Origin of the sequence: Vibrio sp. Makdt (genome assembly GCF_027587015.1) — a bacterium.
Classification (GTDB): domain Bacteria; phylum Pseudomonadota; class Gammaproteobacteria; order Enterobacterales; family Vibrionaceae; genus Vibrio; species Vibrio chagasii_B.
Window position 1 is genome coordinate 54,696 of sequence record NZ_JAPPTH010000013.1, and the last position, 22,875, is coordinate 77,570.

Sequence of the window (22,875 nt, forward strand, 5' to 3'; positions counted from 1 at the left end):
ATCGCCATCCTAGCGGTGTCCATTCTAGCCTGTCATCCTGACTGGCGAATCTCATCCAGAGATTATCACTTCCTTGCTGACCACTCATCCTAAGTAATCAAATCTTCATCCTGAAGATACCTAGTCCATTAGGCTTTTTCCTGTTCCTGCCAACTCCCTGTCGACAAGTTAAATATTACGGTAATTGAGCGAGTTTCCTAGATAGTCCCAAAAAACATTTCAGGTGGGAAATGTGCCCACAAACACACAATCAAATAAAATCAGCAGCTTAGGGTTATATCAAGACTATTTCATCGGTTTAAAGTGACTTAGTCTCACATCACTTGTAAGAGATCTCGCACAAAGCGGGTATCACAAACGGAAATTCGACTTCTGACAGGATAATTACACAGTCAAAGCTAGAAAAAGCGTACGCTCACCCCCATGTATTTGTCACGATATTAAATAAGAGATTCATCGGATGAGCCAAGCTATCTGTCGACTGATCGCTGAAGAACTGAATGTTCGTTCTGAGCAAGTCACCGCTGCAGTAACCCTAATTGACGACGGTAATACCGTTCCCTTTATTGCCCGCTACCGTAAAGAGGTTACGGGAGGCTTAGACGATACCCAATTACGTAACCTTGATAGTCGCCTTTCTTACCTTCGTGAACTTGATGATCGTCGCCAAACAATTCTTAAGTCGATTCAAGACCAAGGTAAACTCACGCCAGAACTCGAGCGTGATATCACTCAAGCCGACAGCAAGACTCGTCTAGAAGATTTATACCTACCTTACAAACCAAAGCGCCGCACTAAAGGCCAGATCGCGATTGAAGCGGGTTTAGAACCACTTGCCGACACACTGTGGAATGAACCACAGCACGATCCAGAAACGGAAGCGGCGAACTTCATCAGCAACGATAAAGGCATTGCCGATACCAAAGCCGCTCTCGATGGCGCTCGTGCGATCATCATGGAACGTATTGCGGAAGACGCAAATCTGCTAGAAAAGATTCGCCAACATCTAACACGCAACTCAGAACTAGTCGCTCGTGTGGTAGCAGGTAAAGAGCAAGAAGGCGAGAAGTTCAAAGACTACTTCGAGCACAACGAAGCTCTCAGCAAAGTGCCGTCTCACCGCGCACTTGCGATGTTACGTGGCCGCAATGAAGGCTTCTTAACATTGGCTATGAATGCAGACCCAGAGCAAGAAGAAGGCGCTCGTGGTTCTTACTGTGAAAACATCATCTCTGATCACTACGGTATTACTCTTAGCAGTGCACCTGCAGATGCATGGCGTAAGCAAGTAATCAGCTGGGCATGGCGTATTAAGGTTTCTATGCACATGGAAACCGAACTCATGGGCGCGATGAAAGAGCGTGCAGAGATCGAAGCGATTGAAGTATTCGCCACCAACCTAAAAGACCTACTGATGGCTGCTCCTGCTGGCCCTCGTGCAACGCTAGGCCTAGATCCAGGCTTACGTACCGGTTCGAAAATCGCGGTTGTTGATTCAACAGGTAAGGTTCTCGCGACAGAAACCATTTACCCTCACCCACCACAAAAGCAATACGACAAATCAGCTCACATTGTTGAGCAAATGGTTCGTCAGTTTAACGTTGACCTTATTGCGATTGGTAACGGTACCGCTTCACGCGAAACCGATAGCTTTGTGGCTGATGTGATTAAACGTGGCAACCTCAAAGCGCAAAAGATCATCGTTAGCGAAGCCGGTGCATCGGTGTACTCAGCATCTGAATTAGCAGCGAAAGAGTTCCCGAATATGGACGTATCACTGCGCGGTGCTGTGTCTATCGCGCGTCGTCTACAAGATCCTCTAGCTGAGCTTGTGAAGATTGACCCTAAATCGATCGGTGTGGGCCAATACCAACACGATGTAAGCCAAACCATGCTTGCTAAGCGCCTAGATGCGATTGTCGAAGACTGTGTAAACGCGGTGGGTGTTGATGTGAATACCGCTTCGGCTGCGCTGCTAACTCGCGTAGCGGGCCTTTCTAGCGCTATCGCTCAGAACATCGTCGACTACCGTGATGAAAATGGTCGCTTCGAAGCGCGTACGACACTGAAAAAAGTCGCTCGTTTGGGACCAAAAGCCTTTGAACAGTGTGCTGGCTTCCTGCGTATCATGGACGGCAAGAACCCGCTAGATGCATCATCGGTGCACCCAGAAGCTTACCCAGTGGTGAAGAACATCGCTGAAAAAAACCAGAAAGACATCAAGTCTTTGGTAGGTAACACAGACTTCCTACGCGGCCTGCATGCTATTGATTACACCAATGAAAACTTTGGTGTACCTACGGTGACTGACATCATCAAAGAACTGGATAAGCCCGGCCGTGACCCTCGCCCAGAGTTCAAGACTGCAACCTTCGCTGATGGCGTAAACAGCGTTTCAGATCTAGAACCAGGCATGATTCTAGAAGGCGTGGTGTCGAACGTGGCCAACTTTGGTGCCTTCGTGGATATTGGTGTTCACCAAGATGGTCTAGTGCACATTTCAGCGCTCACCGATCGCTTTGTCTCTGACCCACGTGAAGTGGTTAAAGCCGGTGACATCGTGAAAGTGAAGGTGATGGAAGTGGATGTTCAGCGTAAACGTATTGCACTAAGCATGCGTATGAAGGACGAGCCTGGACAAGACAACCGTGCTCAACGTTCAAGTGCACCTCGCACACAAAACCGCTCGAATCAAAACTCGCAAGGTGGTCAACGCCGTCGTGAAGAGCCACAACAAAATGCCGCGATGGGTGGTGCATTTGCCGCTGCTTTTGCTAAAGCGAAAAAATAATCCGTTAGCTCATCTAAAAAGCTGGTGTGCTTAAAACAGAAAACCTGCATCCCTTAGGGTATGCAGGTTTTTTTATTATGTGTTCAAAAAAGACATCGAAGTTTAGTCGAATCATCAATCTGCGATTCATAGCACGACTAACATCTCTGACGGAGCATGAGGCGCAACAGCATGACCATAATGATACTTTATGACCTTACGTCGTTTCTCCATCTGTCCTTCCTGAATCGCCGCATCTAAAACATGCTTTGGCAGGCGGAAACGCATGGTATAGCCTTTGCCTTGATCAGCACTGTATGTTTTCAGTGCCAATAAGCTGAACAGCCTATCAAAAGGGTCTTGTGGCTCTTCTTGACTAACCGAATTGGCCTCTGACTCGTTCTCCATTTCATAACCTGGATGGTCTGAAGGATCCCAAGCCGACTGCTGCCTTCGTTTGTCGTCTGATTTTACCTTACGCTCTGCATTGGCTCTTGCCAATGCTACTGCGGGAGCAACAGGTTCTCGGACTCTATTATCACGCGCAACTTGCTCTGTTTGCACATTAACGGACGGGGCGATTAGTGGCACACTCACTGCAGTTGCAGGTGACACAATCATCGCGAACTCTCCTCAAGAATCGCCCATCACTATTGCCATAACACTGTTGTACCGAGAACGCACAACAGGCATAGCCCAACTTACCGCAATCAGCTCTGGAGAGAGTTAGGTCTGAGTATCATGCAGTGTATTGGTTAGGTTATATATCGACCAAGCCGGATATAAATTTAGCAATTATTTTTGTGCGAAGCTGACAAGCTCACTGCAAAAGGCATCCGCTTCGGTCATAAACGGTGCATGCGAAGACTGCGTGAAGATGTATTGCTCAGTATGAGGCAAGGCTGTGCCCAAATCTTTGGCGACCTTGATTGGCACGAGCCCATCTAATCGACCATACAAGCGCAGCATAGGCACTGAGATCTCAGGTAGCTGTTCACGCAGGTCAACATCAGACAACATCTTTAAGCCCGCTAATAACGAATCAGGATTAGGCAGCGGGCGAGATAACACCGCTTGCTTGAGCTGTTTGACATCTTGTCTTGCTGACGGGCTGCCCATGGCTTGCAATGCCATAAAGCGTTCGATGGTGGTTTGGAAATCTTCCACCAGCTGTTCGGTGAATGCGGTTAATACGTTGGGCTGAATACCTCGCCATAATACAGGCTCTTTTTCGGCAGCAAATTTCGGCGAACTCGCAACCGTCACCAGTTTACTCACGTAATCTGAATGATGGAGCGCCATGTGCGTCGCGACCAAACCACCGAGTGACCAGCCGACCCAAATCGCCTGCTTTGGCGCTTCGGCCAACAGTTGTTGAGCTATCTCTTCAAGATCTTGAGCATGACAATGAGAACTGTGTCCATACCCTGGCAAATCGACAACGTGTACACGGAAATCGGCCTCTAACGCATTCACGGTTTGCTGCCATACCGCACCGTTCATTCCCCAACCATGAACCAATACCAAATCGGGTCCCTGCCCTGAAACATGCCAATACAACGCGTCACTCATTCTCAATATTCCCTACTTTTTCCATCAGCGATAATGCGCGCTTTTCAGTATGGTGAGCAAAAGGAACACCATAACCCAAAAGCATCGCGAGCTATGTTATCCGATTGGCTACAAAAACACACACCACGTCTGGTCACACCTCAATGCCACCTGTGTAAGCTAGATAAATGTCCTAGTGATACACATCCTCGATGGTGCAATTCTTGTCTCAAACTCTTTGAGCCAGTACCTCGCTGCCAACGATGTGGCTTAAAAACCGTCACCACCGTTGAGCAGTGTGGTGAGTGCTTATCCAAGCCACCACCTTGGCATCGCCTCTATTGTGTTGGCGATTACACCTTTCCAACCGCTGGTTATATTCAACAAATGAAGTACGCCGACAAGTTCTGGTTTGCTCGCGACTTGTCGAAACTATTAGCCTCACGCATTGAGGAGCCCGCATCGTTGCTCACGAGTGTCCCACTGCATTGGCAAAGGTACATTCATCGTGGCTTTAATCAGAGTGAGTTATTGGCGCGTTACACCGCTCACGAGCTCAACATCAAAAATGCCGTTTTATTTAGACGAACCCGCTCAACGATTTCCCAACAAGGGCTCACCAAGCCGGCAAGAAAAAGTAATCTAAAGGGCGCTTTCGTTCTGAAAAATTTAAACTTTTCAGCGACGGATTATTCGCACGTCGCGATAATTGATGATGTTGTAACCACAGGCAGTACTGTGTATCAATTATGCCAATTACTACTTGAAGTAGGGGTGAAAAGGATTGATATTTACTGCATCTGCCGCACTCCTGAGCCCTCTGGATAACTGGTGTGAGTCGCTACTTGTACAGCAATCCAACAAAAAAGGGCTGAATTACAAATCTGACAGGAGTAGAATGGCGCTAATAGCCTACAAATTTACTCAGGTATTCGTCGTGTCAAATATTACTATTACAGAAACAGCTCAAACTCATTTTGCCAATCTGCTGTCACAGCAGCCTGAAGGTACAAACATTCGTGTGTTCGTGGTAAACCCAGGTACACAAAACGCTGAGTGTGGTGTTTCTTACTGCCCAACAGATGCGATTGAAGCATCTGACACAGAGCTTAAGTTCGAAGCTTTCTCTGCATACGTAGATGAGCTAAGCCTACCGTTCCTAGATGAAGCTGAAATCGACTTCGTTACAGACAAAATGGGCTCTCAACTAACACTTAAAGCACCAAACGCTAAGATGCGTAAAGTATCAGACGATGCGCCGCTTCTAGAACGTGTTGAATACGCAATTCAAACACAAGTTAACCCACAACTTGCTGGTCACGGCGGTCACGTTAGCTTGGTAGAAATCACTGAAGACGGTGCTGCTATCGTAGCATTCGGTGGTGGTTGTAACGGTTGTTCTATGGTTGACGTGACTCTAAAAGAAGGCATCGAGAAAGAACTTCTTCAACAATTCGAAGGTGAACTAACTGCTGTTCGTGATGCAACTGAGCACGATCGTGGTGAGCACTCTTACTACTAATCACTGATTTAGTGTTAGTCGCTATTTGAAAGGTTGATGCGTGAGCATCAACCTTTTTTGTTTTCGGGCTGAGCATACACACTCTAATCCAGGCTTCCTATGCTCTTGTATTCCTTATGCTAGTCGCCAATATTCTCGCCTCGTTACCATCTTGAGTAAGGTATTCAAGTGATCGCAATCGGTTCCTGCTTCAATAATTCTCGGATATGAAAACTCGGATCTAGGAACTCAACGTCATTTCCCCTATATTAGAATGACTTTATAAGAAAGAATTCCAATGAGCTAAGGAGCGAGCGCAATGACAAAAAGGACCAAGCCAGAAATTTTGGCTCAGCAAACTGTCGCTCAATCAAAACTATTCTCTATCGAGTCTCTCGACTTACGCTTTTCAAACGGTGAAGAGCGCACTTACGAACGCATGAAGCCTAGCGGGCGCAACGCAGTAATGATGGTTCCGATTACTGAGCAGGGCGATATTCTATTAGTGCGTGAATACGCCGCGGGTACTGAACGCTATGAGCTCGGCTTTCCGAAAGGGCTGATTGATCCAGGTGAGCAACCGAGTGAGGCCGCAGTTCGTGAACTCAAAGAAGAGATTGGCTTTGGTGCCAACAAGCTCACTCCACTAAAGGAAGTGATCCTCGCTCCCTCTTACTTTTCTAGCAAAATGACGCTGTTTATCGCAGAAGACCTCTATCCAGAGAAGCTAGAAGGTGATGAACCTGAACCACTGGACATTGTGCGCTGGCCGCTTGCTCAAGCCGAAGAGCTATTAACGCATCTCGACTTCTGTGAGGCTCGCAGTATTACCGCCCTACTATTGACCCTTCGATCACTCAATAATAATTAAAGCCAAAGCGCACTCGAAGAGTAAGAGAATATTTATGCCAACAACAAAAGATTTGTCTCATCTCCTACCCTCTGTGATTGAGGTTGCTCGCTCTGCAGGCCAACTCATCTTAGAGATCTACGAAAAGAAAGATTATGAAGAGTTCACCAAGAGTGACGACACACCAGTCACCAGTGCCGATCTGGCAGCGCATAAGCTGATCTCGAAAAAGCTCAGTGAGCTAACCCCAGATATTCCAGTACTGTCTGAAGAAGCCGCTGACATTAGCCTAGAAAAGCGCGCGCAATGGGATCGTTACTGGTTAGTTGACCCATTAGATGGAACACAGGAGTTCATCGCAAGAAGTGGTGATTTCGCGACAATTATCGCCCTAATCGAGCACAACAAGCCGATAATGGGTGTGGTTTATGCGCCTGTTTCTGGTGTGAGCTATTACGCTTACAGTGGCAAAGGGGCTTGGAAGATCCCAGATCTTAATGACAGCGTTAAAATTAAAACGCACCGTCACGAGCTGCCAAACCAGTCAATCGCAATGGCGATCAGCCGCCGCCAAGATATCAATCGCATCACGAGCCGCATGAGCTCGGCTTGGAACTATGACTTGGTACCTCTTGGCTCTGCCGCACTGAAAGCCTGTTTAGTCGCAGAAGGTGCTGTCGATTGTTATCTGCGCCTTGGACCTACTGGCGAGTGGGATACCGCAGCAACCCAGTGCATTGTTGAGGAAGCTGGCGGTCGTATCTTGAGTACTCAACTAGAGCCGCTCTCTTACAACGAAAGAGAGACCCTTGAGAACCCGAATTTCATTGTGCTTGGTGATGCGGACTTACCTTGGGCAGAGATCCTACAGGGCAAAGACTAAAACCACTTAGTCTCATAACAATCTGATATTCAAATAAAATGGGCACCTCAGTGGGGTGCCCATTTTTTTATATTGCTCTCGGATAGCTAGCGGATAACCAACGGATACTAGCTCAGAAATCGATACTGGGCTAGAAACGCCCTTGATAGCTAAACTGGTACTTACCTTGGCTATCTGGGTTACCTAGCCACTTAAGTTGACTCTGCATTGCTGGCGGGAACTCAGCCCCCGGTTTAAACCATGCTGCTGAGGTGTAGCTTTGATTAGGCGTAACACTCGCAGAAAACTCACTATCTACTTGGTCGCTCTTCTGAGTACCTTTTGCTGCAATAGTATTGTCTTCACAGGTAATGTCGGCAATCACTGGGCCTAGGTCTAACGAACCCACCGGAGAGTCAACTGCTGCACCAGACCAAGCAAGCGTACCTTCTCCCGCTTGGCACCAAGGCTGAGCGTGAACCGCATGCTTGATCGTCAGTTCAACTTGTCCACTAATTGAAACCGGAACGGGAATCGCTGGCGCATACTTCATCACATTAGCTGCAGGCATTGATGCCACTAAGTTTTCCGCATACGCGCCACTCATGCTGTACCCAACACGCCCTTTTCCTGACAAGTTCATGTCGCTATTGCGACCAAAACGAACCGCTAGCTCTGCTTTGGCTTGGAACAGTTTAGAGAACTGGAAGTCCCACTGTACTGAGCCGTAATTGACACGTTGCCACACGACATTGTTGGCGCGACCTTGCCAAACCGTCCCTTCAACACCTTCAATGTTCAAGCCACGTACAGTAGGTGCATGCTTAAGAGCAAATGAGGCCGGTAAGTGCAGTAACAGGCTAACCGAGAAAAAGACAATAAAGATGCCACCAAAGAGCAAACCTAACTTCAAAGATAAACCGCGTTTCACATTAACCTCGTTTAAACTGTAGTCGGTTGACGTCAATAACCCCGGGGCTATCAGAACGATCAATGTCCATGAACTCAACCTCAACACCCTGCTTTTCTTTCAGGTATGTTAGCCAATCTACGAACTGATTAAAGGGTACAGGTTTAACCCATACTTGCAGCATCTCGCCACGTGGCTGTACACGAATTAACTCAATCTTAAAGCGGCGCATAGAAGCAGGTACGGATTGATTCAAAGGCTGACTAGCACTGATGCCGCCACTGCCTCGTAGTTCAACCACTTCATTGGCTTTGTTGGTTACCCAAGCCAGCAGTTGCTTCTCGCTCTGAATGCGGCTTTGCGCGAGTTCAGCTCGCTGACTGAGTGGCTGTATTAGCCCCCAATAAACCACACCTACCACCAATAAAATTGAGCAGCCGACAACTAATCGCTGCTCCCTTTGACTTATTGAAGTCCACCACGCTTGGAGTGGCTCAATCATATTTCTCATCACTGATCTCCTTGCGCAGGTTACTGACGGGGTTTAAGAGTAAAGCTGCCAAACACAGCATCGCCATTACGATTCAATGGCCCTTGCTCAACGGTAAACTTCTCTTCGAGCTTCACTCTCGCGGTCTCAAAATTTTGAAAGTCAGAGCTTTTAGCCTGTAGTCGAACCTCAGAACGGTTGCCATCGTAACGAATGCTTTCGACTTCAATCGATTTCACCTGCCCTAAAGTCTCTGGCAACAAGGCTAGCCATCCCAGTAAGGAGTCACCATCGCCTGAACCGCCATACTTCTTGGCTTCATCGTTCATCTGACGCTTAAGGTAGCTGACAGTTGGAATACGCTGTTTACCTGGTAATACCGTTCTAAAGATGCGCTCACTTTCCATTCTGTAAGCTTCGGCTTGCGCTTCATATTGCTGAACCTTCAACACCTGTTGAGTCACAATCACCGCCACCAGCAAACAAGCCGCAATCGCCACTTTTTGCCAAACACGCCAATATTTACTGAATGAAGATTTGGTTTTAAAGGTGCCAGTCAGTAAATTCACGCTACTTGTAATCGCTTGTTGGCTCAGTAAAGACATCACCAACTCAGCAGGCTTAGCTTGCCACTCCACTCCACTTTGCTGTTGAACGTCGTCGCTCGGCATTGAGGTGTAACTGAAGATCGTCGCAGGCTTTTCTTCATCATCAACGACAACCCAATCACTTTGCAAAAACATTGGGAGCCATGCTTCACTGATTGATACCGCCTGATAGTTGCCTTGGCGCAATAGCCAATGCTGGTCTATCTGCAACGCACTGATACCTTGTTCTTCAAAAGGTACGGCTAGTGTATCTGGCAGCACCTTACGGAAGACAATATTGGCTTCGCGGAACTGTTCTAAAGCTTGTTTTAACCATTCACGTTCAACACCACACACGGTCGCATGAGTGGCGTCTTTATCTAAAATAGTCAGGTGTAAGTCTTCGATATCTTGTGCAACTTCGTCTTCTAACAAAAACGGCAGCATAGAATCGAACTGGCGAGCAGCACCTTTCGGGATCTCAACACGCTTAATTAAGCATTCGTTTCCCGGCAATAAAGCGATGCAGCTGCGCTTTTCAGCGTAAGGCGTTAACTCGTCAAGCTGTTCCCAGCTAGACAATTCGCCACTTGCTATCACTTCTTGTTGGCTTGTCGACCAAACTAACCACTGCACAGGGCTTTGTGGTTCGCTACTCAGTCGAACGGTCAGAAACTCGCTCACTGATTCCTCCAAAACGACGGCGTACTACCGTCACTGTTTCTCGATTACTACTATAGAAAAGCGTCCGTATACGTACACGTGACTGCTCAACTAATACCTCTGCATCTAGCTCAAAATAGGCGCTATCTACAGTTAAATATGCTTTGGCTTTTTTGCTGACTTCGCCACTGACACCAGCAATGGCAGACTCTTGCATAAAAGCATCCACCGTATCCCAACCATCAAATGGACGTTTGTCTATCAGCTGTTTCGCATCCGATTCACTTAAGCCCGGAGCAAACATCGCTTCCAATAGAGGCGCTTGCTTTTCCGTTAGTGTATTCACGTTCAAACGGAAATCATCGCTAGGCAAAGCACAAACAAATGGGCGAACCTTATTCATCACCTCACCCGTGACTTGGTACACCGCTCGTAGCTCTGATTCGTCAGCCATTAGGCCATTAGCTGCCAAGTAAGATGGCTTCATCGCCTCATAGGTACTGTCTTCTACGCCAGCTGAAGAGGTCGCTCGAGTGTCGCTATCAACAAACTCCCAGCTTGAATGCGCGATAACCTCAGCTTGATAAGGCTCAACGTCTTGGTTCTCCAATAAGGTCTGCCAAACTGTCACTAAGTAAGGTGTCTGGTTGCTTGAAGTCGTCGCAATGCCAGCTAGCGCATTAAGATTAAAACACGCCTGAGCATCAACGATACGCCCCTTAACTTGGCCATAATCGAGTGGGTAAACTTGCTCTTCTAACGCCCACGGTTGGCTTAAGTTTACGGTATCACTGTCTTTGTAGCTTTGCCTAATACCATCTTGCACAAGCGCTTCTACGCCAATGCTGTACCAATAGGCCTGTTGGTAGTTGAGCTGGTTACCAACGCGTTTAAACTGAGTAAACAGACGCTCAGACATACTGCCAGCAATGGTTGCCATGATCGCCAGTAGCATCAAAATAATGATCAGCGCGACACCACGTTGTTTTCGGCCAAAAGCCGACCTTGTCGCTACAAGCTTGTTAGGTCGATGAGTCATTATTCCCCTCACTACCACCTGAAGAGTCGCTGCTTGAAGAATCATCAGCCTGATCTAGGGTTCCACCGGGAGTAAGATAAACTCGTTCAATCTCACCATAATCTTTCAGTGTCAGCTTGAGTCTCACCGCTTTAGGAAGTGATTTGTCGGTTTGCCACTCTTTGCCCCAGCGACTCCCATCATAAAACTCGATTTCAAAGCCTTCTACATCATCAAGAAGCGGAGTAATCACACCCTCTTGGCCTGCAGGGGTATCTGGATAACGCCACCATACACGCTCAAGCGTTTCTTCTTTGATGCGGTAGCCAACCTTGGTGACTTCTCCGCGAGGAAACTGCTGTTGTGGGTTGTGCCAACCAAGGCGAGTAAACATGATGCCAACACTGTCGGAATCCAGTAGATACTCTTTCATTAATATCAGCTTAGATGATGCTTCTTCACCATTGGTACGAAATTGTCGTACTGCCATCTGGCGAAAATCATTATCTAAAATGACCAAACTACGTTGTAGCTGATTCAAACGGGCACTGCGCTCGATTGAAAGCTCGTTGCTTCGTTGAACTTGATTTACGACCTGATAAGCCGCCATACTCAACGTGGCAAAGATAGCGATCGAAACCAAGACTTCAATTAAGGTAAAACCTTTCCCTTTTGAAGATAGACCTTGTTTGCGAGGCATTCGTTTATTAACGGACATGCTCTTACTTAGCGACTTGCTGTTAGTTAACCACATGCTCTTAGTTGACCACATAGCTTCGCACCGTAACGACTGGAGACGCTTGCTTACTGGTTGCAGCACTCACGTCAAACGCCTTTAATAAATCATCGCTGGTATCAATCGGTGTGACCTTCCAGAACCACTCTCTTCCCGCTAACTCTTGTGTACCCTGTGCTTTTTTCAACTTCTCAGGATGCAGCATTACCAAGGCCATTTGATTATCCACAACCATAGCGGCGAAGGTTTTTTCTTCTAAGTAACTGAGTGTATTGATGTGCTGAGTAACAGCTCGAATCACACTGATCGCCGCAGTAGCGAAAATAGCGAGTGCCACCAACACCTCAAGCAGAGTCATTCCTCGAGAACCAAGAGTCATACCACGAGAGCGATAAGGAGAACGGTTATTCTTCTTCATCTTCTTCTCCCGGTTCAAGTAATCGAATGACACCATTGTCTAACACGCGAATACGCCAACCATCTTGTACTGTGTCACCCGTATTTGGGTAGAAAGAGAGCGTAAAAGGTGTTGTTTCAGCACTCGACAAGATGTAGATCTGTGGTGGCTTCGGTTTCTTTTCCTCTTCAAGATCAGCAAACATATCTTCATCAAATAAGCTTCCCGGATTAAAAAGGCGATCGTCATCTTCCCAAGCGCCACCGCCGAGTGTCAGCGTCAGTGCGAGGTCTTCTGGCAATTCAGTGGAAGAAGGGATCTTTTCGAACTCAGTTTCTTGCCAACCATCAGACTTCAAAGTCATCAGAACGTAAGTCGATTTCTTTTCATCAACACGAACGCCAAAATCCAAGCCACTTAAAATAGCTTCTTCATTGAGTAGCTGAACTCGTTGATAAAAACTTTGAGCGTATTTTTTGGCAACATCTTTACTATTGGTAGGAATGGTCGCTATCACCGCGACCGCCGTTACTGACAGTAATACCAGCACCAAAAGAATCTCAATCAAGGTGAAACCTGGCTGTGTTTGCTTAGTTTTCACCTTTAGACTCCATCTGTTTACGTCCTACCATCAATAACGAATCAAGCAACAATAACGCATCAAGCAATGAGCCGAGGCTTAGTGAAAGTCTTGCATGTTCCAGTTGCCGATATCTGCAGCAATACCTTCACCACCTTCTTGGCCATCAGCACCAAGCGTAAAGATATCAATAGTGCCGTTATCACCAGGGCTTAGGTATTGGTACTCGTTACCCCAAGGGTCGTTTGGCAGGCGCTTGATGTAGCCACCGTCACGGTAGTTACGAGGCTCTGGGCTGCTTGGCTTAGAAACCAATGCATCAAGACCTTGATCCGTTGTTGGGTAAACGCTGTTATCCAGTTTGTACATATCTAGCGCGTTCTCTAGCGCCACGATATCAGTGATGGCTTTTTGTTGGTCAGCCTTCTCTTTGTTACCCAATAGGTTAGGTACAACAAAGCTCGCCAATACGCCAAGGATAACCACAACAACCATCACTTCTAATAGGGTAAAGCCTGATTGTTTCTTCATTTTATTTTTCATTATTTTCTCCAAATTACAGACCGTGAGTTGAAGGTAATGATGTCCCTCTTCTCGATAATCCAAAAACTAACGTATGATGAGCAATACGTTAACCGCTCATTAAATTGTTCATTTCAAGCATCGGCATTAGAGTCGCCATCACAATGAACAGCACTAAGCCTGCCATCAAAGCGATAAGGGCTGGGGTAAATATGCCTAGGGCGATATTCACGGTCGACTCAAAACTTTGGTCTTGGTTATCAGCCGCTCTTGTCAGCATCTGTTCCAATTGACCACTCTGCTCACCACTGGCAATCATATGCAGCATCATCGGCGGGAAGAGCTTAGTATGATCAAGCGCTTTTCGCAGGCTCGCCCCTTCTCTCACGCTATCTGATGCTTGCAATACTTGTTGTTTGACATAGTGGTTCGACATAACGTCAACCGCAACCTTCATCCCCTCAAGGATTGGAATCGCACTTGAGGTACAAATTGAAAGTGTGCGTGCAAAGCGAGAGGTGTTGATACCTTTCGCTATCTTGCCGATCAGCGGGATACTCAACAATTTGCGATCCCAACTTAGACGCACGCCCGGTCTTTTGAGCGCGGTCTTAATCAACACAATCACGCCAATGATCAGCAACAGTAATTGGATGCCCCAATCTTGGATAAATTCACTCGATGCCAATAAAAATTGGGTTGATTGAGGAAGCTCTTGTCCCATCTGGATGATTGGTTCAACGATCTTGGGTACTACCGTTGCTAATAGGAACGAAACGATAGTCACCGCAAACACCACCAGCACCACAGGGTAGATCATCGCTTGCAGCAGCTTAGAGCGCATCTTTTGGCGATTTTCGGCGTAATCGGCTAATCGCTCCAGTACCGCGTCTAAGTGCCCAGATTTCTCACCTGCCGCCACCATGGCTCTAAACAGTTCATCAAAGATGTGCGGGTAATCTGCCAAGCTATCCGCTAATGAGTACCCTTCCGTCACTTTAGAGCGTACTGCCAATAACATAGTGCGAATACGAGGCTTCTCCGATTGCTCTGCCACGGCCTTCAAACACTCTTCTAGCGGCATGCCTGATTGCACCAATGTAGAAATTTGGCGAGTAATCAAAGCAAGGTCTGGCGTGCTGATACCACGCTTAAAACCAGTAGAAGGCGCGCTGCCTCCTTTACTGCTTTTTGCTTTGGCTTCAGCCATTTCAACCGGCATTAAGCCTTGTTCTTTTAAGCGCTGACGAGCCTGACGAGCGTTATCCGCTTCAATCGAGCCCTTTTTGCTTTTACCCTTGGCATCCAGTGCTTTGTATTCAAATGCCGCCATACTAGACTTCCTTGGTCACGCGCATCACTTCTTCTAGGGACGTTACCCCTTTCAGAACTTTGCTCAAGCCATCATCTCGAATACTTGGTGTTGTGCCACGAATTGCTTTCTCAATCGCCTGTTCGCCAGCCTCACTGTGAATCAGCTCTTGTACCGACTCGTCAATCATCAGGAGTTCATGAATACCGGTACGGCCTCGATAACCTTTGTGGCTGCAGTTTTCACACCCTTTGGCATGGTAAAGCGTCAGGCTGTCTTTCTTCTTCAACCCAAACAGCTTCTTCTGTTCTTTGTCTGCTTCGTAAGGTTCTTTACAGTCGTTACACAGGGTGCGAACCAAGCGCTGAGCCAAAACACCCAGCAGCGAAGAAGAAATCAAGAAAGGTTCGATACCCATATCACGCAGACGCGTGATCGCACCGATTGCCGTATTGGTGTGAAGAGTCGACATCACCAAGTGACCCGTCAAAGAGGCTTGAACGGCAATCTCAGCGGTTTCTAAATCACGGATCTCACCAATCATCACCACATCGGGATCTTGACGAAGAATGGCACGCAAACCACGAGCAAAGGTCATATCAACCTTAGGGTTCACTTGTGTTTGACCAATGCCATCGATATCGAATTCGATTGGATCTTCAACGGTAAGAATGTTGCGTTCGTTACTGTTGAGCTCTTGCAGGCCAGCATACAAGGTTGTAGATTTACCCGAACCTGTAGGGCCGGTAACCAAGATAATGCCGTGCGGGCGTTGAATCAGTTTACGGAAGTTTTCGTGGTTCTCTGCCGTCATACCCAAACTGTGCAAGTCTAGACGAGTCGCGTTCTTATCCAACAGACGCATTACCACGCGTTCACCGTGTGATGAAGGCATGGTAGACACACGAACATCGACCGCTCGACCACCGATACGCAGAGAAATACGACCATCTTGTGGTACGCGTTTTTCCGCAATATCCAGTTTAGCCATAACCTTCACACGTGACACCAACAGCGGGGCCAGTTTACGGCTCGGCGCTAAAACATCACGCAACACACCATCAATACGGAAACGGATAGACAGTGACTTCTCGAAGGTTTCGATATGAATATCCGAAGCACCTTCTTTGATCGCCTCACCCAACATCGCGTTGATGAGCTTGATGATTGGCGCATCGTCTTCTGACTCAAGCAAGTCTTCATCTTGCGGCAACTCTTCTGCCAACGAGAAGAAGTCGTCGTTGTCGGCACCAATGTCTTCCATTAGCTGACGAGCTTCCGACGAGTCACGCTGATACGCATCGGTCAGCTTTTTATCAAATTCGTCTGCGCTGATCGCTTGTGGCGTGAAGCCGTTTTTCACAACACGGCTTACTTCAATGATCGCCGCCGACTTCAGAGGTTCCACATAGTAAAGCACCGGAGGACGCTCTGGGTGCTGATATTCCAACACCATCTTATAGCGATTCGCAAAGCTAAACGGCAAGCGCTGATAAGTACGTGCCGCCCCTACCAATTCAGCCATTATTCTGTTTCCATCTGTTCAATGAAGGCTTGAAGTTCAGCCGGGTAACTCATGCTTTCGCCAAATTTAGGCAGCACTGGAATATTATCGTCATCCATCAGCTTCAGGCCCTGCTCTGACTTATACAACTGCTCAGCACGAATAAAGTTGTATTTACGCTGAGTAATACCATCGGCCGTCATACCATCACGAATAATAGTCGGCTTGATGAATACCATTAGGTTCTTTTTCTCAACCTGAGTACTGGTTGATTTGAACAGGTAACCAAGAAATGGGATATCACCCAAGAATGGCACCTTAGCTTCACTTTCCAGTGCGCGTTCGTCAATCAAGCCACCCAACACCAACATCTGACCATCTTCAATGATAACGGACGTGTTCAGTTGACGCTTGGCAAAGCGCACATCAACTGCACCATTCGCACCCAATACATTCGACACTTCTTGTTCAATGTTGAGCTGAACCGAGTTACCTTCGTTGATTTGTGGTACCACTTTCAGCTTGATACCCACTTCTTTACGTTCAACCGTTTGGAATGGATTGTCGTTACTTGAACCTGCGGTTGAACCTGTTAGAACCGGAACCTCTTCACCCACAATGAACGACGCTTCGCCGTTATCCATTACCGTAATACTTGGGGAAGATAGGATATTTGAATTTGAGTCAGTCGAAACAGCACTAATAAGGGCTGTCCAGTCCCCCATAACAAGAGGTAACGCTGCACCATTCAAGCCACCTAGAGCAGAAGCTAATGTGCTGTAATCACCTTCTTCAGTGGTAGTTTCGTTACGAACAAAATCACCGTCTTCATTATAAACCGCTGTAGTCGTAGTTGAGTCTTTGGCTTCTTCTAAACCAACCATTACTTCACCAATTTTCGGGCCACCATTAGAGAATTGAATTGCTCCACCATGCTCTAGAGAACCCCATTGCACACCAAGGTTGATGCCGTCACCTTCAGCCATTTCGACAATCAAGGCTTCGATCAACACTTGAGCACGACGAATATCTAGCTGAGCGATCACATCTTGCAACGCGTTCATGATGTCTGGTTGGGCAGTAATAACTAACGAGTTGGTATCACTGTGTGCAGAGATCATCACTTGGTTACGTTGCGATGAGCTGCCTTTAGTTGATGACTGCTTCTCTGATTGCAGGTTGTCCGACACACCTTTCAACACATCAACTAAATCTTCAGCTTTCGCATACTTAAGGTAGATAACTTGGTTGTTACCCTTAGTAGCCATTTCGACATCAAGTTGCTCGATAAGCTTTCTTAGACGGCTACGAACCTTAGGGTCACCTGAGATAAGGATTGCGTTGGTACGCTCATCAGCAACCAATTTAGGCTGAAGGAAGGCAGGTGTATTCTTTGCGTCTGTGGTTTTATTCAGAGCATCAACAATGCGTACCATCTCGGCTGCTGAGGCATTCTTTAGCTCAACAACTTCAATTTCTTTGTCACCGGCTTGGTCAACACGCTTGATGATTTCAGCTAAGCGATTTACAACTGCCGCTCGGCCAGTAATAAGAATAATGTTGGCAGGGTCGTAGTGCACAACGTTACCCGCACCTGCATTGTCGTTCAGTTGACGAAGCAGAGGAGAAAGCTCACGAACCGACACATTACGCACCGTCACAACTCGTGTCACGACGCTATCGCCGTTGATTGAGTCACGGTCACCGACTACTGGAATTGCCGATGTTTTAGAGTCTTTGGCTTTGATGATCTTCAGAACACCCGAGTCCATTTCAACGACCGCGTACCCGTACACCTCTAAAACATTTAAGAAGAAGCTATAATATTGCTCTTCATTGAGTACGTCGTAGCTACGTACATCGATTTTCCCGCGCACCGATGGGTCAACGATGATCGTCTTCTCAAGGTTACGACCAACGATATTAATAAACTCTTGAATATCAGTGCCCTTAAAGCTGGCACTAAAATCACTAGCGATGGCTGCGGGTGTGCAGATTAAGCTTCCTGCCAGTAACCATGCACTTTTCTTAAACCAATGCTTCACGTACTTCTCCTACACTTTCGTCCTTCGTTAGACGCAAAGTTTTAAAATTCAATAAACACTTCATGTTGTTGCCCATCTCGCTCAACGACCAGGTTTAGCTCTGTTAGCTCTGAGATGGAACGAAATATGTTGCCCATAGCGGCGGGGTCTGTCAGGTCTTGCCCATTTAACTGAGTGGCAATATCTCCGTTTTGGAGCCCAACAGAGTTAAAAAGTTCTGAATCTTTGCCAGGGCTCACACGATAACCAATAACACTATCGTCGCGCTTCACCTGAGACAGGCGAACATATTGGAAGATTTGTTGCGGATCTTTCATTATCTTCGCTTTAATTTCATCCAACTTCTCTTCTGCAGAAGCCGGGTTATTACCACGAACAGATGAAGAAGCGCGAGGTGGCGCAGGCGCTGATACTGCTAAGCGCTTGTACTCGATACCTTCAAGCATCAAGGTTTCATCACGGCCTGAGTTATCAATGATCACTCGATCCACTAACACGGCTTTGAGCTTAGCTCTGGTGCCTTCTATCTCTTCGTTAATTCCGTAGGTTGCTTGCGTGCCACGATTAGCAATCACCGCTAAGCTTAATTTGGGATTCGAACTGGCAACCGCACCCACCAATACCAGGTTCAATCGCGTCTTTGGTGCATCTTGGATCACTTGTTGCTCAACCACTGGAGCCGTAGTTGGGTTATAGGCACCAAAAAGGTTACTCTTCTGCAAAGATGAGATATCAAGGGTCGATTGAGGTGCAGAAGACGATGAAGCAGTTGCTTTCCAAGGCACGACTGTTTGCTCGGCAGGTTCGATAAACCATGCAAGCTGTCCTAAAATCCATGCAGAAGCTGCAATCAACACACAACAAATAGCGAAGCTCAGTTTCTGCTGAAGTACAAATCCATTATGTAATAAGCGGCTCAACATAGGAGAATTTCCTATACGATTTTTGAGCTCTAAAAAGTTCACTTCCCTTGCCCCTTCTCATGACAACAAACGCTGCAAACTATTAAACTTTCAGATTTTTTATTCATTCGTTCGATACCGAGCTTATATAAGCATAAGATCTTGAACTATATCATAGCAAATCGATAAATCGGCATTACATAGCGATTTTGCAATATGACTTGAAAAAAATGCTAACCGCCTCCACATAAAACTTCTACCTAATGTGATAAGCATCATCAAAAACATGTTGCGCACTGTTCACTACAGTTAAACCGCATTCATTTCTCACTTAATAAGGCACAGCCCTATATGAAAACTTCTAATGAAGCTGTCAGACTCGATAAATGGTTGTGGGCAGCACGCTTTTACAAAACTCGGTCTATTGCTCGTAACATGGTCGATGGTGGCAAAGTCCACTATAATGGTCAGCGCAGCAAGCCAAGTAAGATTGTCGAACTTGGGGCAGTTATTACACTGCGCCAAGGTAATGAAGAAAAGACGGTAACGATCGAGAAAATCTCAGCCCATCGTGGTGGAGCACCGATCGCTCAAACCCTCTATGAAGAAACCACCGAGAGCTTGGCAAAAAGAGAAGAGTTTGCAAAACAGCGTAAACTGCATGCACATAACCCAGCTCCAGAGCGTCGCCCTGATAAAAAGCAACGTCGTGACATCATCAAGTTCAAGCATCAATAAGCTAGAAGGAATAGCCAAATGGCAAACAATGTTTTAAATCGCTACCTATTTGAAGACCTATCAGTACGTGGTGAATTGGTACAAATGGATGAAGCGTACCAACAGATTATTTCTAGCAAGGAATACCCAGCTCCAGTACAAAAGCTGCTGGGTGAGCTATTGGTTTCAACTACGCTACTGACTGCGACCCTAAAATTTGAAGGTTCTATCACTATGCAGCTGCAAGGTGACGGCCCAGTATCTCTAGCAGTTATCAATGGCGACCATAACCAGAAGATTCGCGGTGTTGCTCGCTTTGAAGGCGAAATTGCTGACGACGCAGGTCTACACGACCTAATGGGTAAAGGCCACCTAGTGATCACTATCGATCCTAAGAAAGGTGAACGCTACCAAGGTATCGTTGGTCTTGAAGGCGACACACTAGCTCAAGTACTTGAAGGTTACTTCGCAAACTCTGAGCAGCTTAAGACTCGTCTATGGCTACGTACTGGTGAGCACGAAGGCAAAGCACACGCTGCAGGTATGTTGCTGCAAGTTATGCCTGATGGCACAGGTACTCCAAATGACTTCGAGCACTTAGAGCAACTAACAGACACAGTGAAAAACGAAGAGCTATTCTCTCTTGAAGCAAACGAACTGCTTTACCGTTTGTACAACCAAGAGAAAGTACAGCTGTTCACTCCACAACCGGTTGAGTTCTTCTGTGGTTGTTCTCGTGAACGAAGCGCAGCAGCGATCATTACCGTTGCTCAAGAAGAGATTTACGACATCCTAAGCACCGAAGGAAGCGTTGCTCTGCACTGTGATTACTGTGGCACAAACTACTCGTTCGATAAGAACGATGTTGATGCACTGTATGCAGAAGCAGCAGATAAAGGCAGCAATACGGTTCATTAATTTACGTCGTACCAAAAACACGTAATTTACCCCAAAAAGGTCAGCACTAAGCTGGCCTTTTTTGTGATCAAAATAGCGCAAACTTCGCAACATCTCGTAATAAAATCACCGCTTAATTTTAATCAATTAATAATGTTCCCGCCCCTAGCGCAAAGGTTTGCGTACAGGATAGACTAGTTGGGCCAATATGTGACGAGACACTTAAAACCCCATGGTTAATATGGATATTTTTTGAGCTGTATCCCTGTTTCCCCCGAGTCTCGTTGCTAGCATGGTGAGCAGATAACAATAAAAAATTAATACAAAATCCCTACAAAATATCCTACAAGGAGCACCTATGACCGTTATGGAACATACTAAGGCTGCACAAATTGATCTAACTAAGCACGGACTTACTGGCGTTACCGAAGTTCTTCGTAATCCTAGCTACGAGCAGTTATTCGTTGAAGAAACGCTGCCTGGTTTGGAAGGCTACGAAAAAGGCGTGGTAACGGAACTAGGCTCAGTTGCTGTTGACACTGGTATCTTTACTGGCCGCTCACCGAAAGATAAGTACATTGTTAAAGATGACACGACCCGCGATACCATGTGGTGGTCAGATCAAGGCAAAAACGATAACAAACCGATCACAACTGAAGTATGGAACGAGCTAAAAGAGCTTGTAACAACTCAGCTATCTGGCAAGCGCCTGTTTGTGATTGACGGTTACTGTGGTGCTAACCCAGATACACGCTTAAGTGTACGTATTATCACTGAAGTAGCGTGGCAAGCGCACTTCGTTAAGAACATGTTCATTCGTCCAACAGACGAAGAGCTAGCAACGTTCGAGCCAGATTTCGTGGTAATGAACGGTGCTAAAACAACCAACCCTAATTGGGAAAAACAGGGCCTAAACTCTGAGAACTTCGTTGCTTTCAACCTAACAGAGCGCGTTCAAATCATCGGTGGTACTTGGTACGGCGGTGAGATGAAGAAAGGCATGTTCGCAATGATGAACTACCTACTTCCTCTGCAAGGTATTGCTTCAATGCACTGTAGTGCAAACGTTGGCGAGAAAGGCGATGTGGCGGTATTCTTCGGCCTATCTGGTACAGGTAAAACAACGCTATCAACAGACCCTAAACGTGAGCTAATCGGTGATGATGAGCACGGTTGGGATGACGACGGTATCTTCAACTTTGAAGGCGGTTGTTACGCGAAGACGATCCGTCTATCTAAAGAAGCAGAACCAGAAATCTACAATGCAATCCGTCGTGATGCACTGCTAGAAAACGTAACGGTTCGTGGCGATGGTTCTATCGATTTTGATGACGGTTCTAAAACAGAAAACACTCGTGTTTCTTACCCGATTCACCACATCGACAACATCGTTAAGCCAGTATCAAAAGCAGGTCACGCTCAAAAGGTTATCTTCCTGACTGCTGATGCATTTGGTGTACTACCACCAGTTTCTAAACTGACTCCAGAGCAAACGAAGTACCACTTCCTATCTGGTTTCACAGCGAAACTAGCAGGCACAGAGCGCGGCATCACAGAGCCAACTCCAACCTTCTCTGCAGCGTTTGGCGCGGCGTTCCTAACGCTTCACCCGACTCAGTACGCTGAAGTACTTGTAAAACGCATGGAAGCAGCTGGCGCTGAAGCTTACCTAGTAAACACGGGCTGGAACGGTACTGGCAAACGTATCTCTATCCAAGATACGCGTGGCATCATCGACGCTATCCTAGATGGTTCTATCGACAAGGCTGAGACTAAGGTTATCCCTATGTTCAACCTAGAAGTACCTCTAGCGCTGCACGATGTTGACCCAGCGATCCTAGACCCACGCGACACGTACACAGACCCACTACAATGGGAAAGCAAAGCGAAAGATCTAGCAGAGCGCTTCATCAACAACTTTGATAAGTACACTGACAACGCTGAAGGTAAGTCACTGGTTGCGGCAGGCCCACAACTCGACTAATTCAAGCATCTGCTCGGGCTAAGCCAAAAGCGAACGCCCATTTAAAACGATATTTTTGTAGCAAGCCCCTCTTTTGA

The 22,875-nt window shown here is 46.8% G+C and carries 22 protein-coding genes; 8 read left to right on the plus strand and 14 right to left on the minus strand.

The genetic code is table 11. The features are described from left to right. Positions 1-460 precede the first annotated feature (460 nt). The gene (locus tag OH460_RS16620) at positions 461-2,791 is read left to right on the plus strand and encodes a Tex family protein (protein ID WP_269998774.1); all 2,331 of its coding nucleotides are present in this window, start codon (positions 461-463) and stop codon (positions 2,789-2,791) included. 126 nt (positions 2,792-2,917) lie between these two features. Here the strand turns inward: OH460_RS16620 and OH460_RS16625 are convergent, their stop codons facing one another. After that, positions 2,918-3,391 (minus strand): ATP-dependent Lon protease, encoded by a 474-nt coding sequence (locus OH460_RS16625; RefSeq protein ID WP_269998775.1) that lies wholly within the window; start codon positions 3,389-3,391, stop codon positions 2,918-2,920. 174 nt (positions 3,392-3,565) lie between these two features. After that, entirely contained in the window at positions 3,566-4,342 is a 777-nt protein-coding gene (gene bioH / locus OH460_RS16630) for a pimeloyl-ACP methyl ester esterase BioH (RefSeq protein WP_269998777.1), read from the minus strand. A 93-nt stretch (positions 4,343-4,435) separates the two neighbouring features. Here bioH and OH460_RS16635 point away from each other — a divergent pair, with 93 nt between their 5' ends. The 4 genes from OH460_RS16635 to cysQ all read left to right on the plus strand — a co-directional run bounded on the left by OH460_RS16635 (position 4,436) and on the right by cysQ (position 7,555). Beyond that, positions 4,436-5,149, plus strand: a complete 714-nt coding sequence (locus OH460_RS16635) for a ComF family protein (RefSeq protein ID WP_269998919.1) — start codon at positions 4,436-4,438, stop codon at positions 5,147-5,149. 109 nt (positions 5,150-5,258) lie between these two features. Further along, on the plus strand, positions 5,259-5,843 hold the full coding sequence (gene nfuA, locus OH460_RS16640; RefSeq protein WP_026084098.1) for a Fe-S biogenesis protein NfuA: 585 nt from the start codon (positions 5,259-5,261) through the stop codon (positions 5,841-5,843). Positions 5,844-6,141: 298 nt separating this feature from the next. Continuing rightward, entirely contained in the window at positions 6,142-6,693 is a 552-nt protein-coding gene (gene nudE, locus OH460_RS16645) for an ADP compounds hydrolase NudE (RefSeq protein ID WP_176680704.1), read from the plus strand. Between the two features lie 34 nt (positions 6,694-6,727). Next, positions 6,728-7,555, plus strand: coding sequence for a 3'(2'),5'-bisphosphate nucleotidase CysQ (gene cysQ / locus OH460_RS16650; protein ID WP_269998783.1), 828 nt, complete (start codon positions 6,728-6,730; stop codon positions 7,553-7,555). Between the two features lie 130 nt (positions 7,556-7,685). On the opposite strand, the gene OH460_RS16655 is transcribed toward cysQ, so the two are convergent. The 12 genes from OH460_RS16655 to gspC all read right to left on the minus strand — a co-directional run bounded on the left by OH460_RS16655 (position 7,686) and on the right by gspC (position 19,221). Next, the gene (locus OH460_RS16655) at positions 7,686-8,465 is read right to left on the minus strand and encodes a type II secretion system protein N (protein WP_269998785.1); all 780 of its coding nucleotides are present in this window, start codon (positions 8,463-8,465) and stop codon (positions 7,686-7,688) included. Between the two features lies 1 nt (position 8,466). Further along, positions 8,467-8,955 (minus strand): type II secretion system protein M, encoded by a 489-nt coding sequence (locus OH460_RS16660; RefSeq protein WP_017629483.1) that lies wholly within the window; start codon positions 8,953-8,955, stop codon positions 8,467-8,469. 20 nt (positions 8,956-8,975) lie between these two features. Continuing rightward, entirely contained in the window at positions 8,976-10,205 is a 1,230-nt protein-coding gene (gene gspL / locus OH460_RS16665) for a type II secretion system protein GspL (RefSeq protein ID WP_269998789.1), read from the minus strand. Then, positions 10,174-11,223 carry a type II secretion system minor pseudopilin GspK gene (gene gspK, locus OH460_RS16670; RefSeq protein ID WP_269998791.1) on the minus strand — a complete coding sequence of 350 codons (1,050 nt, stop codon included), beginning with the start codon at positions 11,221-11,223 and terminating at the stop codon, positions 10,174-10,176. Before gspK ends, gspL begins: the two co-directional genes overlap by 32 nt. Beyond that, positions 11,207-11,974 (minus strand): type II secretion system minor pseudopilin GspJ, encoded by a 768-nt coding sequence (gene gspJ, locus OH460_RS16675; RefSeq protein WP_269998793.1) that lies wholly within the window; start codon positions 11,972-11,974, stop codon positions 11,207-11,209. Before gspJ ends, gspK begins: the two co-directional genes overlap by 17 nt. Beyond that, positions 11,961-12,356, minus strand: a complete 396-nt coding sequence (gspI, locus tag OH460_RS16680) for a type II secretion system minor pseudopilin GspI (RefSeq protein WP_269998794.1) — start codon at positions 12,354-12,356, stop codon at positions 11,961-11,963. The genes gspJ and gspI overlap by 14 nt, the downstream gene beginning before the upstream one ends. Next, a complete protein-coding gene (gene gspH, locus OH460_RS16685) occupies positions 12,343-12,936 on the minus strand; it encodes a type II secretion system minor pseudopilin GspH (protein ID WP_269998796.1) in 594 nt (197 codons plus the stop codon). The genes gspI and gspH overlap by 14 nt, the downstream gene beginning before the upstream one ends. 78 nt (positions 12,937-13,014) lie before the next feature. After that, complete coding sequence (gene gspG / locus OH460_RS16690; RefSeq protein WP_269998798.1) at positions 13,015-13,458, minus strand: type II secretion system major pseudopilin GspG; 444 nt, start codon at positions 13,456-13,458, stop codon at positions 13,015-13,017. 88 nt (positions 13,459-13,546) lie between these two features. Next, entirely contained in the window at positions 13,547-14,770 is a 1,224-nt protein-coding gene (gspF, locus tag OH460_RS16695) for a type II secretion system inner membrane protein GspF (RefSeq protein WP_269998800.1), read from the minus strand. 1 nt (position 14,771) lies between these two features. Continuing rightward, positions 14,772-16,274 (minus strand): type II secretion system ATPase GspE, encoded by a 1,503-nt coding sequence (gspE, locus tag OH460_RS16700; protein WP_269998802.1) that lies wholly within the window; start codon positions 16,272-16,274, stop codon positions 14,772-14,774. Continuing rightward, positions 16,274-18,298, minus strand: a complete 2,025-nt coding sequence (gene gspD / locus OH460_RS16705; RefSeq protein WP_269998804.1) for a type II secretion system secretin GspD — start codon at positions 18,296-18,298, stop codon at positions 16,274-16,276. The genes gspE and gspD overlap by 1 nt, the downstream gene beginning before the upstream one ends. Before the next feature lie 41 nt (positions 18,299-18,339). Next, positions 18,340-19,221, minus strand: coding sequence for a type II secretion system protein GspC (gspC, locus tag OH460_RS16710; protein ID WP_269998806.1), 882 nt, complete (start codon positions 19,219-19,221; stop codon positions 18,340-18,342). 330 nt (positions 19,222-19,551) lie between these two features. Here gspC and hslR point away from each other — a divergent pair, with 330 nt between their 5' ends. The 3 genes from hslR (at position 19,552) to pckA (ending at position 22,798) form a co-directional block, all read left to right on the plus strand. Next, positions 19,552-19,938 (plus strand): ribosome-associated heat shock protein Hsp15, encoded by a 387-nt coding sequence (hslR, locus tag OH460_RS16715; RefSeq protein WP_004741464.1) that lies wholly within the window; start codon positions 19,552-19,554, stop codon positions 19,936-19,938. Positions 19,939-19,956: 18 nt separating this feature from the next. After that, positions 19,957-20,835, plus strand: coding sequence for an Hsp33 family molecular chaperone HslO (gene hslO / locus OH460_RS16720; protein WP_061033109.1), 879 nt, complete (start codon positions 19,957-19,959; stop codon positions 20,833-20,835). Positions 20,836-21,172: 337 nt separating this feature from the next. Continuing rightward, the gene (pckA, locus tag OH460_RS16725; RefSeq protein WP_008218454.1) at positions 21,173-22,798 is read left to right on the plus strand and encodes a phosphoenolpyruvate carboxykinase (ATP); all 1,626 of its coding nucleotides are present in this window, start codon (positions 21,173-21,175) and stop codon (positions 22,796-22,798) included. Positions 22,799-22,875 lie beyond the last annotated feature (77 nt).